General features: G+C 44.4%; 12 protein-coding genes. 8 read left to right on the top strand and 4 right to left on the bottom strand.

From position 1 onward, the window contains the following. Window positions 1-10: 10 nt before the first annotated feature. Entirely contained in the window at window positions 11-532 is a 522-nt protein-coding gene (locus tag AAAA78_RS13530; RefSeq protein ID WP_340592580.1) for a hypothetical protein, read from the top strand. A gap of 57 nt (window positions 533-589) precedes the next feature. On the opposite strand, the gene AAAA78_RS13525 is transcribed toward AAAA78_RS13530, so the two are convergent. Beyond that, window positions 590-1,027, bottom strand: a complete 438-nt coding sequence (locus tag AAAA78_RS13525; protein WP_295903305.1) for a hypothetical protein — start codon at window positions 1,025-1,027, stop codon at window positions 590-592. 629 nt (window positions 1,028-1,656) lie between these two features. Here AAAA78_RS13525 and AAAA78_RS13520 point away from each other — a divergent pair. The 5 genes from AAAA78_RS13520 to AAAA78_RS13500 all read left to right on the top strand — a co-directional run bounded on the left by AAAA78_RS13520 (window position 1,657) and on the right by AAAA78_RS13500 (window position 7,764). After that, entirely contained in the window at window positions 1,657-2,868 is a 1,212-nt protein-coding gene (locus AAAA78_RS13520) for a TolC family protein (RefSeq protein ID WP_340592579.1), read from the top strand. Further along, window positions 2,865-3,305, top strand: a complete 441-nt coding sequence (locus AAAA78_RS13515) for a hypothetical protein (RefSeq protein ID WP_340592578.1) — start codon at window positions 2,865-2,867, stop codon at window positions 3,303-3,305. The genes AAAA78_RS13520 and AAAA78_RS13515 overlap by 4 nt, the downstream gene beginning before the upstream one ends. An 8-nt stretch (window positions 3,306-3,313) precedes the next feature. Continuing rightward, window positions 3,314-6,454, top strand: a complete 3,141-nt coding sequence (locus tag AAAA78_RS13510) for an efflux RND transporter permease subunit (RefSeq protein WP_340592577.1) — start codon at window positions 3,314-3,316, stop codon at window positions 6,452-6,454. A 159-nt stretch (window positions 6,455-6,613) separates the two neighbouring features. Further along, window positions 6,614-7,333: a 3D domain-containing protein gene (locus AAAA78_RS13505; RefSeq protein ID WP_340592576.1), complete on the top strand. Its 720-nt coding sequence runs from the start codon at window positions 6,614-6,616 to the stop codon at window positions 7,331-7,333. Beyond that, complete coding sequence (locus AAAA78_RS13500; RefSeq protein WP_340592575.1) at window positions 7,333-7,764, top strand: hypothetical protein; 432 nt, start codon at window positions 7,333-7,335, stop codon at window positions 7,762-7,764. Before AAAA78_RS13505 ends, AAAA78_RS13500 begins: the two co-directional genes overlap by 1 nt. Before the next feature lie 4 nt (window positions 7,765-7,768). Here the strand turns inward: AAAA78_RS13500 and AAAA78_RS13495 are convergent, their stop codons facing one another. Further along, the gene (locus AAAA78_RS13495) at window positions 7,769-8,431 is read right to left on the bottom strand and encodes a methyltransferase (protein ID WP_340592574.1); all 663 of its coding nucleotides are present in this window, start codon (window positions 8,429-8,431) and stop codon (window positions 7,769-7,771) included. 155 nt (window positions 8,432-8,586) lie between these two features. Here AAAA78_RS13495 and AAAA78_RS13490 point away from each other — a divergent pair, with 155 nt between their 5' ends. After that, complete coding sequence (locus tag AAAA78_RS13490; RefSeq protein ID WP_340592573.1) at window positions 8,587-9,429, top strand: DUF4010 domain-containing protein; 843 nt, start codon at window positions 8,587-8,589, stop codon at window positions 9,427-9,429. Here the strand turns inward: AAAA78_RS13490 and AAAA78_RS13485 are convergent. Further along, window positions 9,426-10,538: a calcium:proton antiporter gene (locus AAAA78_RS13485; RefSeq protein WP_340592572.1), complete on the bottom strand. Its 1,113-nt coding sequence runs from the start codon at window positions 10,536-10,538 to the stop codon at window positions 9,426-9,428. The genes AAAA78_RS13490 and AAAA78_RS13485 overlap by 4 nt on opposite strands. A 69-nt stretch (window positions 10,539-10,607) precedes the next feature. Here AAAA78_RS13485 and AAAA78_RS13480 point away from each other — a divergent pair, with 69 nt between their 5' ends. Next, the gene (locus AAAA78_RS13480; protein WP_340592571.1) at window positions 10,608-11,792 is read left to right on the top strand and encodes an MFS transporter; all 1,185 of its coding nucleotides are present in this window, start codon (window positions 10,608-10,610) and stop codon (window positions 11,790-11,792) included. Here the strand turns inward: AAAA78_RS13480 and AAAA78_RS13475 are convergent. Continuing rightward, a complete protein-coding gene (locus tag AAAA78_RS13475; RefSeq protein WP_340592570.1) occupies window positions 11,789-13,012 on the bottom strand; it encodes a TolC family protein in 1,224 nt (407 codons plus the stop codon). The genes AAAA78_RS13480 and AAAA78_RS13475 overlap by 4 nt on opposite strands.

The following is a 13,012-nucleotide window of genomic DNA, read 5'->3' as shown; positions in this document are numbered from 1 at the left end:
GGAGAAAGCGATGAAAAAGTTAGCTGTGATTTTAGCGTTAAGTTTGGCGGGGGTCTTTGCCCATGCGGAGTCCGCAGATTCTCAAGTTCAAGGAGATGTCTCTATCAATGGCCGCGCTTGGGCGTGCGGACTTGCCTTTAAGGGAACTTCGAAGGGGCTTAAGGTTATCGTAGGCCATTTTTCAACCGTGGCTTACGGAACTTTGACGTGCAAAGGCCTTTTGAATAAACATTACAGTCAAAACGTTAAGATCACCATTGGCCATCACTGGTTGGGTCCCACAGTGGGAGCTGGTTACTTCAAACTTGCCGGTGTGTCTTCAGAAATCAGTTTATTTAATTCGTCACCTAGCGTGATTCTTGGTAAGTACAAAGTAGCTCAAGGTGAAGCGGCTATTATCGGCGGTGTGGGAGCCTTCACGGCGGTGAAAGTCGGATTGCCACAGTTGGCGTTTAACATTTCATTGCAACTGCTTAAAGGTGTCGGTGTTCAGGTGGGCATTGATAAATTAAGAATTGAAGCGGTAGATTAGTGGAGCCCGCTAAGTTAGCGAAAAAGCCCTTCAGAATCTGAAGGGCTTTTTTATTTTCTATTGTTTCTTCACGTAGGCGTTGATACGGCGACCTGGAGCTAAAGAGCTCGTCACGGTCACGCTCGTACCTTGAGAAAGATCATCCGTCGTTTTATTTTCAAAATCGATATTGAAGTTGATGCTGCGAGAGCGATTACTTGGGCAGCTAAAGACACCTTGGAAGGTTTTGCCGCTAGCAAGAATGATATCTTCCCAGAAAAGGCTTGGGCTGAGCGAGTAGGTGCCGTTGCAGACTTCATCGCCATGGCCGTCAGGATAAGTTCTTTGCAGTTCAAATTCTTTGGTATTTACAACGCGAAAGTTTAAATAAACGCGTTGGAATCCCGCTTTCGCTTCCACTTTATAGCGTCCTACCAGATTGCCTGGCGTGATCTCCGCAGCAAAAGCTTGGGTGCAGGTGAATAGTATTAGGGCTGTTGATAATAGATATTTCATTTTTCCTCCGTATTAGTGGAGGAAGTTTTATACAGGAATAAAGACCAGACAAAATAAAACCCAAAACTATGGAGTTTTACATAGGCGCAGTTCACTTGCATTGAAGGAGCAAGTTCCTTGCAATTGCATTAGGAAAGACGAGGAACTTTTGTGACAATAAATCTCAGACTGAGAGATCTTGTTATTTCTCGGTAAAGAACTTGTAATGGGAAGCTTATTTAGCATATATTTCTGATGTGAATAGAGTGTTTCGATCCTTTATTTTTCTAACGCTTATTGTATCCCTGGCTTCAGTTCTGGTCGGAAATGCGCTTTCCTTTCATCTTCATCAAGAAAAAACTTCGGTTGAAGTTTCATTACAAACTGAGTTGCATGATTCGACGACAAATTGCGAACACCAAGACGTGGATCCTTGCGCGACGGGGCATTGTCACTTAGGGCACTGTGCAATTTTATTGTCATCAGAAGAAACGGATTTAGCGTCACCTTTAATTTTAGATTCCCTTTATACTCAAAAAAATAAAAACCTTTTAGACCGCTCGATCGACGGTCCGTTTCAGCCTCCCAAACACGCGGCTTAGTGTTCCGCGAATCTCTTTAATTAAATAAAAATTTAAAAGGTGTGACCTATGTCTTATTTAAGATTAGTTCCACTGGCTCTTTTTGTTTCGTCCATGGCGTGGGCAGAAACAGAGGCCTGTGGCAACATAACGACTTATCAACAAATTATCGCGTGCGCGGAATCGCGTTCTCCTGAAGTTTTGCGTGCAGAATCCATGGTGAATGCGAAAAGAGCCGCTACCGGGGCTGCGACGCAACTCTTGAATCCTGAACTTAGTGTCGAAAGCGTAAAAGATGAAACGGATGTCTCTTTGGCATTTCCGATTGAGCTTGGCGGGAAACGCAAAGGTCGTAAGGAAGTGGCAGAGGGCGAGGCAGGCCGGGTAGAACAAGAGTTATTCTTGGCTAAAGCTCAAGTGCGTAAGCAAACGCTTTTAAAACTTTTGCGTCTTCGTCAGTTTTATTCCGAACAAGGTTTAATGGAAGAATCACTGGAAACATTTACGAAACTAGTGAAGCAGTATGAAGCTCGACTACTACGATCTCCAGAGCAAGAAGTGACTTTGATGGTTTTTAGAGTCGCTAAAGGAGATTATGGATTTAAGAAGATGGAATATGATGAAGAGCTGGCAGGCTTAGAATCGTATTTCAAAATCAACACCGGATTAAGCATTGAGGTGATTAAAAAAATTCTTCCAACGACAAGCGCGAAGTGGCCGGTTCTAGAGGATCACAATGCTGATCTGAAATCGTCGCCGCTTTTAGCTCTTTATGATTCGGAGATTCGAATTGCTCAAGGTGAGGTGACGAAAGCGCGCGGGGATGCCTGGCCCACAATGAGCGTTGGCCCGTCAGCGAAGTTTACAAAAGAAGACGGAAAAAATACGGAACACTATGGTGTGAATTTAAGTATGCCTCTGCCGGTTTTAAGCCTGAATGGTGGCAACAAGGCGACAGCCCATGCTCTTTTGCAATCAGCAGAGACTCGCAAGAACTTAGCTCTTCAGGAACTGCAGGCTGAAAAGGATCGACTTCTAAAAATCTATCAGCGCTCGGTGAAAGCTTTAGAGGAAACACCGACAGGAAAAGTGCTCGATAAAAATCACCAGCGTATGGAAAGTCTTTTTGCTCGTGGAGTGGTGCCCAGTTCCTTGGTGATTGAAGTGCATCGTTCCTTGGTGGATTTTGAAAAGACCCGTAGCGAAAGAGAAACAAAGGCTGCCGAAGCCTATCTGGATTTACGCATCCTTCATGGCGAAGCGGTGGAGCTGAATTTATGAAAAAAATCTTAGTTGTAATTTGCATGGCTATTTATGGATGGGCAGTCGTTGCCAGTGAAGGTCACGATCACGAAGAAAATGCCAGCGTGGGGCCTGATAAAGGAATCATTTCTTTTGACGAACATGATGGATTTAAACTTTCTTCGGAGGCTATTAAAAACTTTGATCTTAAAACAGTGGCGTTAAAAGGATCAAACCCTTGGGAAGTCCCAGCGAACGCCGTTTTATATTCGGGTGAAGAAGTGAATGTGTATCGATTGCGTGATGGCTTTTACAAGCGTATTGATTTTGACCTGATTTCTAAAAACGGCTCTCAAATAAAAATCAAATCGAAGGACTTGCAGACGGGCGATGAACTTGTCGTGCAAGGTGTGGGCTTTTTAAGAACGGCCGAAATCGTGGCATCCGGCGGGGCTCCTGAAGGACATAGCCACTAGGAATATTTATGATTAACAAAATAATTCATTTTTCAGTTTATAATCGTGCCTTGGTTTTGCTTTTCACGGGAATGCTGGCGCTCGCGGGTGTTTATTCTTTTCAACATCTGCCCATTGATGCGGTTCCTGATATCACTAACAACCAAGTGCAAATCAACACCACCATTGAAGGCCTGGCTCCGGAGGAGATCGAACGCACGATTACTTTTCCTGTAGAGTCTTCCATGCGCGGAATCGCTGGTGTAACAGAAGTACGCTCCATCACTCGTTTTGGTCTTTCGCAGGTCACGGTGGTTTTTAAAGATGCCGTTGATATTTATCGCGCAAGACAAATGGTAACGGAACGCCTGCAAGGTGTTTTGCCGGAACTTCCAAAAGGTGCGGAAGCAAAGCTAGGACCTGTTTCAACAGGGCTCGGTGAAATCTACCAATACACTTTGGATTTTAAAAAACCTGCGCAAAATTCGGAAGAACGTTTGAAACAGTTGATGGAGATTAAAGCTCTTCAGGATTGGTTCATTAAACCACGTCTTTTAACGGTGGAGGGAGTAGCCGAAATCAACACCACCGGAGGATTTGAAAAACAATTCCACGTTCAGCCTGATGTCAAAAAAATGGCTTCTTATGGGATTCATTTCGAAGAAATCGTAGAGGCTTTAGAGAAGGTCAATAAAAACGTCGGTGGCGGATACATCGCGCAGACAGCGGAACAGTTTTTGGTGCAGGGAATTGGACTGTTTAAATCGGCGGCAGATATTGAAAAGGTTCCAGTCAAACAACTGGATTCATTTCGTATCGTGAAAGTCGGCGATATTGCTAAAGTGCGGTTAGGAAAAGAGCTGCGTACAGGAGCGGCGACCCTCAATGGTCAAGAGACTGTGCTGGGAACTGTGATGATGCTCTTAGGAGAAAACAGCCGGACGGTTTCTACACGCGTTCAAAGCAAGATCGAAGAAATTAGAAAGACTTTACCTGAAGATATCGAGATGACAACGGTCTATAACAGATCGGATTTGGTCAACGCGACATTGGGTACGGTTGAACATAATCTTATGATGGGAGCGACATTGGTCATTGTCGTGTTGTTCCTGCTTATCGGAAATATTCGGGCCGCGGTCATTACTGCGATTACAATTCCTCTGTCATTGCTAGCGACCTTTTTAGTGATGAAGCCTTTGGGTCTTTCCGGAAATCTCATGAGCTTGGGAGCTCTTGATTTTGGTATCATCGTCGACGGTACGGTGATCTTGATTGATAACTGCGTGCGCTTCGTTCACAAAAAAAGCAAAGAGTTTGGACGGGCATTAACTAAAGAAGAGGTTCAGAATGCCGTTTATGAAGCGGCCGTTGAAGTGCGTGTCGCTGCGGGATTTGGTGAGTTGATTGTCATTGTGGTGTTCTTACCCATCTTTGCTCTTGTCGGTGTTGAAGGAAAAATGTTTACGCCGATGGCGGCAACATTTGCAATTGCGGTGGCCTCGGCCCTGGTTCTTTCTTTTACAACCGCACCAGCGTTGGCCTCTTTGATTTTATCGGGAAATGCGAAGGACAAAGAGCCGCGCTTTATGGGGTGGATCAGAAAAGCTTATCAACCTTTGCTTGAAATCACCTTTAAGCACAAGACGGCGACTCTGTCCGTGGCTGTGATTTCAGTTTTGATTGGTGCCGTGCTTTTTGCCAAACGCGGAGCTGAGTTTTTACCGCAACTCAGTGAAGGTTCTTACGCCTTTCATATGATTCGTCCAGTGAACATCAGTCTGGATCAGTCAATGGCGTTTCAATTAAAGGCCGATAAAATTATTAAAGAGTTTCCCGAGGTCGAAAACGTTTTTTCGCGAATTGGAACCAGTGAAGTTGCGACGGATCCAATGGGTGTGAATATCTCTGATACTTACATCATGTTGAAAGATCGTTCTGATTGGCCGAAATCCTATGAAGGAAAAAAGCACACTTATGAGTCTTTGGTAAAAACTTTGATCGCCCGTTTAGAAAAAGAATTGCCAGGCCAAAATTATTTGGCTTCGCAGCCGATCCAAATGCGTTTCAATGAGTTGCTTGAAGGAACAAGAGCTGATGTCTCTGTGAAAGTTTTTGGCCCTGATTTACAGACCAATATGGATCTCGCAAAGAAAGTTCAAGAAGTGGTAGCGCAAGTTCCAGGTGCTGGAGACGTTGAGGTGGACTTGGCGGGAACCAGTCCTGTCTTGCGGGTTGAACCAAAAGAAGAAGCGATTCAAAAATATGGTGCTGACGTCTCTGAGGTTCTGAGTACTATTTCAATTGCTCTTGGAGGACAAGAAGCAGGGTACCTTTATGAGAATGAAAGAAAATATCCGATTGTTGTTCGGCTCAGCGATGAAGAGCGTTCGGATCTGGCGACGATTCGGGCTTTGCCGGTGGGATTAGGTTCTAACTCGACAACGGTTTTGTCGAATCTTGCGACTTCCAAATTTGCAGAAACATTTGGTTCCATCAATCGTGAAGATTCCAACCGTCGTTCGGCGGTGCTAATCAATCTGCGCGGTCGCGATACAGAAAGTTTCGTAAACGAAGCGCAAGAAGCGGTTGAAAAAGCCATTGAACTTCCTCAAGGATATTATCTGCAATGGGGAGGTAACTTTAAAAATCTTCAAGAAGCGCGCAACCGTTTATTGGTTCTGACTCCCGTGGCTTTGATTCTGGTTCTTTTAATGATCTATGCTGCGTTTAAAAGTCTGGGTCAGACAATGCTGATTTTCTCCTGCATTCCTTTTGCTTTGGTCGGAGGCGTGATCGGGCTGATTGCCAATGGATTGCCATTTAGTATTTCCGCAGGTGTCGGGTTTATTGCTCTTTCTGGAATTGCGGTTTTAAATGGCGTTGTTTTGGTGAACTATTTTAATCAGCTTAAGCTTGAAGGAAAAACTGGCAAAGAGCTTGTGATCGAAGGAACACTCATCCGTCTTCGTCCCGTCTTGATGACGGCCCTTGTGGCTATCTTTGGTTTTTTACCAATGATGCTTTCAACGGGGATTGGAGCTGAGGTGCAAAGGCCTTTGGCTTCTGTGGTGATCGGTGGGATTGTGTCTTCGACGCTTTTGACGTTGATTGTGTTACCAACTCTTTACGCGATATTTGAAAACAGGTTTAAAGGACGCGTGGCCCATTAGTGTTGTGATCTGAGACGAAATGCCTCGCTGGAGTTTCCGTCAGCGAGGCATTTCATTTTGAGAAAGTGTTTATTGTGACGGTGAGTGTATAAATCACTGACGGTGACAGACATTTTAGGGCACTTTGCGAGAGGCCCTCTTTTTGCTTTGTGTATTTGTATGGAAAAACAAAACTGTCTCAATAAAAGTTTTAAAATTGTTCCAATGGTTATCTGCTCACTTATCGCGATGGCGGAAGTGGGAAGTGCCAGATACAGCTGTCCTGAAGGTATGGCGCAATCTACGGTGTATTTTGTGCCGCACATTAAGGACTACTGTTCTTCCGCAACTCCTTGCGCGAAGTTTAAGAGACAAGTGAGAATGCAAGGTTCAGGAACTCTTCCTGGGAATAAGCTCTTAACTTATACAGGTAAGACAGTAGATCTGGGTTCTTGCGAAACGGCGTTTGGTGCGAGCGGCAACTGTCTGATTCCTTATATCTCTGTCGCAGCGGACCCAAGATTTTACAGTATGGGTGACATCATTGATATGCCCGCTTTAAAAGGCAAGGTGATGACGCTGCCGAATGGAAAAACATTCGTCCATCCTGGGTATTTTATCGTGCAAGATACTGGTGGCGCGATCAAAGGTAAAGGTCGCTTTGACTTCTTCACGGGTTCTTTGAATATGAAAGATCCAAAGAATACGTTCGGTGCGAAGGGTGATCCAGAGCTTCCATTTTTGGATAAAGATGCCTGCACGAACACAAAACGTTTCACGGTTGTGCGCAGAAGTTCATTTAGCTATCAACAGAAACTCTTGGCGATTGAAGATGCTTTAAGAAGTTCTTCCTCTTCTCCAAAAGTGATGGTGGCTTCTGTCTTCGGAGGAGCGAAATAATGAAGGCGTCTTTAGTGACACTCATCGTGATGATCGGACTTTTAACTATGGGATTTACGTCAAAAGCGAAGGCCGAGATTGATATGTCAGAGCCTCCGTTTTGGATGCCGTCTTACGAAGAATTCAATGACCTGCAACCTGCGCAAAAAGATTTTTATTTAGAAAAATTCATGCCTTTAGCGGCGAAGGTGCCAGGCCTGGAGAAAATTTCTAAAGAAAAAATGAAAGATGCGACGGAGTGGTTTCAAACTTGGAACAGCGTGCGCAGAAAGCTTTATGAAGCCTGTCAGGATTCTTCGATGAATGCGACCTGCGAAGAAATTGCTGACGTTCGCATTGATGCTTTAAATATGTTTGCGAACCAAAAGCAGGAAAATCGTTTGGCCGACCGAGAGGCCGCTAAAGAAAAAGAAAAGAAGAAAAAGAAATAGTGTCTTAAAATTCTTGCGGAAACTTGGTGATTCTAACAACACCGGTTCCGCGAATGTCTTCCAGACTTTCTAAAGTACCTAAAGCAGCAATACATTTCCGTGCTTCTTGCGTGGCGCTCCAGCCGTGTTCGACTTGATCACGCAAAAGCACATAAGCATGAGCGCCGGGCTTCAGAGCATTTATCAGACCTTTAAACAGGCTTTCAAAATCGGAATCCATAAAAAAGCGACAGCGGTTTTTAAACTCAGAGGGCGAGAGCTTGCCCTGGCCTAAGTGAAAATACGGGGGATTGCAGACGATCACATCAAACTTATTTTCCCACGCTGCAGAAGCAAGCACATTATAGTTTTGATTGACGAAGTTTAGCTCCGCTCCGATGGCTCCCAGCCTTTCGACATTGGTAGCAAAGTGAGAAGCATAGATGTCTTGCACCTCTAAGAAATCAAAAGCCGCAAAAGTTTTATTTGCTTCTTTGTGGCAATGAAAAAGAAGATCCAAACCAATCACGCCGCAACCGGAACAGAGATCCAGTCCTCGCCAAGTGGAAATGTCTTCATCGCGAATCAGCTCAAAAACCCGACGAGCTAAAAAGACCGAGTCATGAGAAAAGCGATAATCCTCGGGCTGAGAATAATTCAGAGTGAAGTGAGGATTGATCGATGACATGTTCTATTTACGCAGTGTTTGAAAGAAAAAGGCAATCACTGCCACGGTGAGTAAACACGTCCACCGGTAAGCATGCCACCGGCGGGTGGATTTGTTTAAACGCAGTGAGAAAAAGGGAACCAAAGCTCCAGCAGAAGAATAAGATAAGGACGGGCATGAATAAAGTTCGTTCTTTCGTTATATTAAGTCTTTTGATTGGGCTTGCACTATTGTGGGTTCCGCGGCAGCCGATAGATCCATTGGAGTTGATAAATCCGTTTAAAATTCTACAGTTGATTTTGTTCTTAGCTTTGATTCAGATACTGGGCGTTGTGATCATGCGGATTTTCAATGAGAAAATTGGCGGTATCGCTTTAGGCGTTGTGAGTGGTTTTATCTCCAGTACGGCTTTTACGGCATCACTTTCCAAGCAGAGTCATCAGGCCAGTGAAGATGAAGTGCGGTTGTTGAGTTTGTCTTACTTAAGCTCGCTTTTGGGAATGGTTGTTGAGGCTCTAGTGCTTGTTTTTATTGGCACTACGCAAATGCATTGGGAGTTCTTAGCGATTGTTTTAGTGCCGACTCTTTGGACCGTAGGTTTGATTTATTGGCGAACTTATCGTTTGCGGCACGTTGTATTTAAGGAAGATCCCATTCCTTCTTTAGGTGTTGCTTCTTTGATCAAACTGGCGGCCTTTGTCGGCATTTTTTTGATTCTTTCAAAATTTTTGCAAAAATTTTTTGGGAAATCCGGTATTACTTTATTAACCTTCCTGGTTTGTCTATTTGAATTGCACGGCTCCGTTATTGGCAACGTGCAGCTTCACGAATTGGGACAGCTGTCCGTGCGGGACCTTGGCAATCTCTTGGCGATTGGTATTTTTGCATCTTACTTGGCTAAGATGATGTTGGTCGAAATGTGGGGCAGCCCACCGCTTCGACGAAGAGTGAGGCTTTTATTCGCTTCAACTCATCTGTTCTTTAGCGGTGGGATGGTTTACTTTTTTTTGGATTCTTAAGGATTAAAAACTAAAGTGATATAGACAAAGAACACCGTTAGATGCACGGCTCCCTCAAGCAACGTTGTCCGTTTATTTGAAAATGTCAGCGTGCTTAAAAGTAACGTCAATGCAAGCAAGGTCATCTCTGTCGGTTTAAGTCCAAGCACCACGGTCTGTCCCGTTACAAGACCGATGATCAAAACAGCCGGAACTGTGAGGCCCACAGTGGAAGCAGCCGCCCCTAAGCATAAGTTGATCGCGCGTTGTAAATCATTACGAGCCACAGCCTTTAAAGCACTGATTCCTTCAGAAGTGAAGACCATCGCCGCGACAACAACACCGCCCAGTGCCGGAGGCAATCCCAAGTAACCGATACCGTGATCCAAAATTTTAGCTAAACTTTTTGAAAGAAAAACGATAGGAAGAATATTTAATAGCAACAAAACGGTGTGCATGAACACCGTGTGTTTGCTGATCGTCTGTGGGTCTTCTGATGAGTGATCGGCTTTCGTCGCTTCAAGAGCGTCGGGATGCACATAAAAAGCTTTGTGACGTCCTGTTTGAGTAATGAGAAAAATTCCGTACAGCACAACGGTGAAAATAGAAAATGCGATGGCTTGTAACGGCGTAAGGGTGCCGCCGGATGTAGAAGTTGTGAAGTTCGGCAAAATCAATGCGACGACTGTCAGCGGAATTAAAATCGCAAGATAAGAAGCCGAACCTTGAAGGTTGTAAGACTGCTCGCGGTATTTAAATCCACCAATGAGAAGTCCCAAGCCGACGACACCATTGAGAACGATCATAAGAACCGCAAACATAGTGTCACGACCCAGAGTCGGAGCTTCTTTGGCTCCTAACATGACAGCGGCGACAAGGGCGACCTCAATAATCACGATGGAAAGTGTTAATATCAAGGTGCCAAACGGTTCGCCTAATAGAGCGGCTAATTCTTCGGCTTCATGAACGACGCCGAATGCGGACCAGAGAATGACAGCGAAAAGCCATACAAAGAAACCTGTTAGAATAAAAGGGGAGCCCAATTCATTCAGCCAACTTGCGCCAAAGGTGAAAAAACAAAGAACCGAGGCCCAAGCGACAATCAGTCTGACAATTGAGATTTTTTGCAAATGATCTCCTTGCTGAAGGTTTTTCCAATAATCATTGAAAAAAACGCGAGTCTCAACAACAATGCCTTTATGTCGCAGGAAATAAACAAAAAAGAAACGGCTCTCAATCCGACAGTCAAACGTTTGGGGTTCATTTCATTTCTTGCGGATGTCTCAAGCGAAATGCTTTATCCTATCACGCCTATTTTTTTAACCACGGTGCTCGGAGCTTCCGTCACATCGCTGGGAATTATCGAAGGTACCGCTGAAGCAACCGCGAGTTTGTTAAAAACATATTCGGGCTTTTGGTCTGATCGCATTCGCAAAAGAAAAGTCTTCGTGTGGGTGGGATATCTTTTAGCGGCCTTGGCAAAACCTCTCACGGGACTTTCACAAAGTTGGACTCATGTTTTAGGTGCGCGCTCTTTTGACCGCGTGGGTAAAGGTTTAAGAACGGCGCCTCGCGATGCTTTGCTCGCTGAATCCGTGCCAGAGAATCTGCGCGGAGCCGCCTTTGGTTGGCATCGCATGATGGATACTCTGGGCGCGGCCATAGGTCCCCTGTTGGCGATTCTTTATTTACAGTATTCCAGCAATTTAAGACTGATTTATTATTTGGCGTTTATTCCGGGACTTCTTGCGGTTTTTGTTGCTTTGACGATCAAAGAAAAAAGGCACGAGTTGCCCCCACCGTCAAAGCATGAAAAGTGGGCCGGATTTTCTACGTTACCGTCACGTTTTAAATATTATCTTTTTTCCTGGACGATATTTTCTCTGACAAATTCCAGTGATGTATTTTTACTTCTTAAAACGAAACTTTCTGGAATTTCTTTGACAGACACTATTTTGATGTATTGCTTTTATAACCTTGTGTATGCCTTAGCGAGTCCCTCATTGGGAAAACTCTCTGACAAAATCGGCCGTAAAAGCGTCTTGGTATTTGGTCTTGTGGTTTTTTCTTTGGTTTACGTGGGATTTGCTTTTGCCTCAGTGCCTCTGCACTTCTGGGGTTTGTTTGGTATTTACGGTCTATTTATGGCGGCAACAGAAGGTGTCGGAAAAGCTTTCGCGATTGATTTGATGGACAAGGACAAAAAGGCTACGGCGGTAGGTTACCTTGGCACCTTCACTGGAATTGCAACCTTGTTTGCCAGTGCCGCGGCGGGATTTTTGTGGGACCACTACGGCCCCGTGGCGACCTTTTTGTATGGTGCCGGCGGAGCGTTGATTGTGTCGGGAATTCTTCTTACGCGAAATTGGTCTCGCGGGACCTAATAAAGATTTTCCAGTTTTACTTTCGTCAGTTCTAATTCTTTTAAAAGCTCGTACTTTCTTTTTTGTGACGAAAACCATCTTTCCGTGGCGCCCACCAAGTCAGGCGAGTTCTTAATGCCGCGTTTGTACTCGTTCACGGTCATATCAAAATACTTTCTGGAAGTTTCAAGCTTGCGTTCATTGATTTTATAAAGGTCCATCAGCTCCGTCATTTTCTCTTTCAGAGTTTTTGAGGTGCCGACCGAATCAAATACAGCCTGTTGTGCTTGAGCTTTCTTCGCTAAAATGTCAGCGCCCGCCGCCTTGTTCTTTTGATAAGTATCAAATCCTGAAAAAAGAGGAATGCTAAGTTTTAAAGCGTACTGGGACTCGTTAAAATTCCAAGGAGCGTCTTCAGTAGGAGTGATTCTGCCAAAGCTATAGACGAAATCCAATGACGGCAGAAACTCTGATTTGATTTCGTTTTTCTCACTTTCACTAAAACGACTTAAAAGATAGGCTCGTTGCACATCAAGGTTTTCATCCGGCGCATGAGCAGGAAAATTTGCGAGAGCCGTAAAGTCTTCATAAGAAATTTTCTCAAGTTCGGCATCATCAATATCGCCTCCAAAAAGCTGCACAAGTTTGTGATGTGCTTCTTGATGGAACTGATCAATCTGGCGTTTTTGGATACGCAGTTCTTCTTCTCTTAAATCGAATTCGAGATTGTCGACAGAACTTGTCAGACCCGAAGAAACTTTTTTTGCGGCCATTTTCTTTTGTTCTTTGGTGATATTCTCTTCTTTAACAAGAATTTCTTGCAGACGGTGTAAATAGATCATCTCCCCAACGACTTCGGTCAGCTGTTGACGCAGTTCACGTTTTTTCTTTTCATAGTCGATTTTGGCGATTTGAACTTCAAGAGCCTTTTTATCGGTGACCGAAACATCGCGGAAGCCTTTAAAAATATTAAGACGGCCATCGAGATAGCCAAAGTAGCCGCGATCTCTTTCGTTCGGATCGTCGAGGTGATCTTCGCCCCAACCGCCAACAGCTTCCAGTGTCGGATAGTAAGAAGAATAAGAGGATTTGTGCAGTCTCTCTTTTGACGTGATTTCCTTTTCTAAAGATTGAAGGCCTTGATTTTTTTCAACCAGTTGCTGTTCAAGGGGACTTAATCCTTTAAGTGCGTAAGCATTCGCGCTTAGTAAAAAAACTACCAAAAGAGAGCTTGTTCTCAT

The organism is Bdellovibrio sp. BCCA (assembly GCF_037996825.1).
Classification (GTDB): Bacteria; Bdellovibrionota; Bdellovibrionia; order Bdellovibrionales; family Bdellovibrionaceae; genus Bdellovibrio.
The sequence above is the reverse complement of the archived record's forward strand: the minus strand, read 5'-3'. Positions and strand labels throughout refer to the sequence as shown.

Excerpts from the sequence above, each read along its gene's own strand:
- AAAA78_RS13505 (WP_340592576.1), top strand. The coding sequence starts at position 6,614 with ATGGAAAAACAAAACTGTCTCAATAAAAGTTTTAAAATTGTTCCAATG.
- AAAA78_RS13530 (WP_340592580.1), top strand. The coding sequence starts at position 11 with ATGAAAAAGTTAGCTGTGATTTTAGCGTTAAGTTTGGCGGGGGTCTTT.
- AAAA78_RS13490 (WP_340592573.1), top strand. The coding sequence starts at position 8,587 with ATGAATAAAGTTCGTTCTTTCGTTATATTAAGTCTTTTGATTGGGCTT.
- AAAA78_RS13520 (WP_340592579.1), top strand. The coding sequence starts at position 1,657 with ATGTCTTATTTAAGATTAGTTCCACTGGCTCTTTTTGTTTCGTCCATG.
- AAAA78_RS13515 (WP_340592578.1), top strand. The coding sequence starts at position 2,865 with ATGAAAAAAATCTTAGTTGTAATTTGCATGGCTATTTATGGATGGGCA.
- AAAA78_RS13480 (WP_340592571.1), top strand. The coding sequence starts at position 10,608 with ATGTCGCAGGAAATAAACAAAAAAGAAACGGCTCTCAATCCGACAGTC.
- AAAA78_RS13500 (WP_340592575.1), top strand. The coding sequence starts at position 7,333 with ATGAAGGCGTCTTTAGTGACACTCATCGTGATGATCGGACTTTTAACT.
- AAAA78_RS13475 (WP_340592570.1), bottom strand. The coding sequence starts at position 13,012 with ATGAGAACAAGCTCTCTTTTGGTAGTTTTTTTACTAAGCGCGAATGCT.
- AAAA78_RS13510 (WP_340592577.1), top strand. The coding sequence starts at position 3,314 with ATGATTAACAAAATAATTCATTTTTCAGTTTATAATCGTGCCTTGGTT.
- AAAA78_RS13525 (WP_295903305.1), bottom strand. The coding sequence starts at position 1,027 with ATGAAATATCTATTATCAACAGCCCTAATACTATTCACCTGCACCCAA.
- AAAA78_RS13495 (WP_340592574.1), bottom strand. The coding sequence starts at position 8,431 with ATGTCATCGATCAATCCTCACTTCACTCTGAATTATTCTCAGCCCGAG.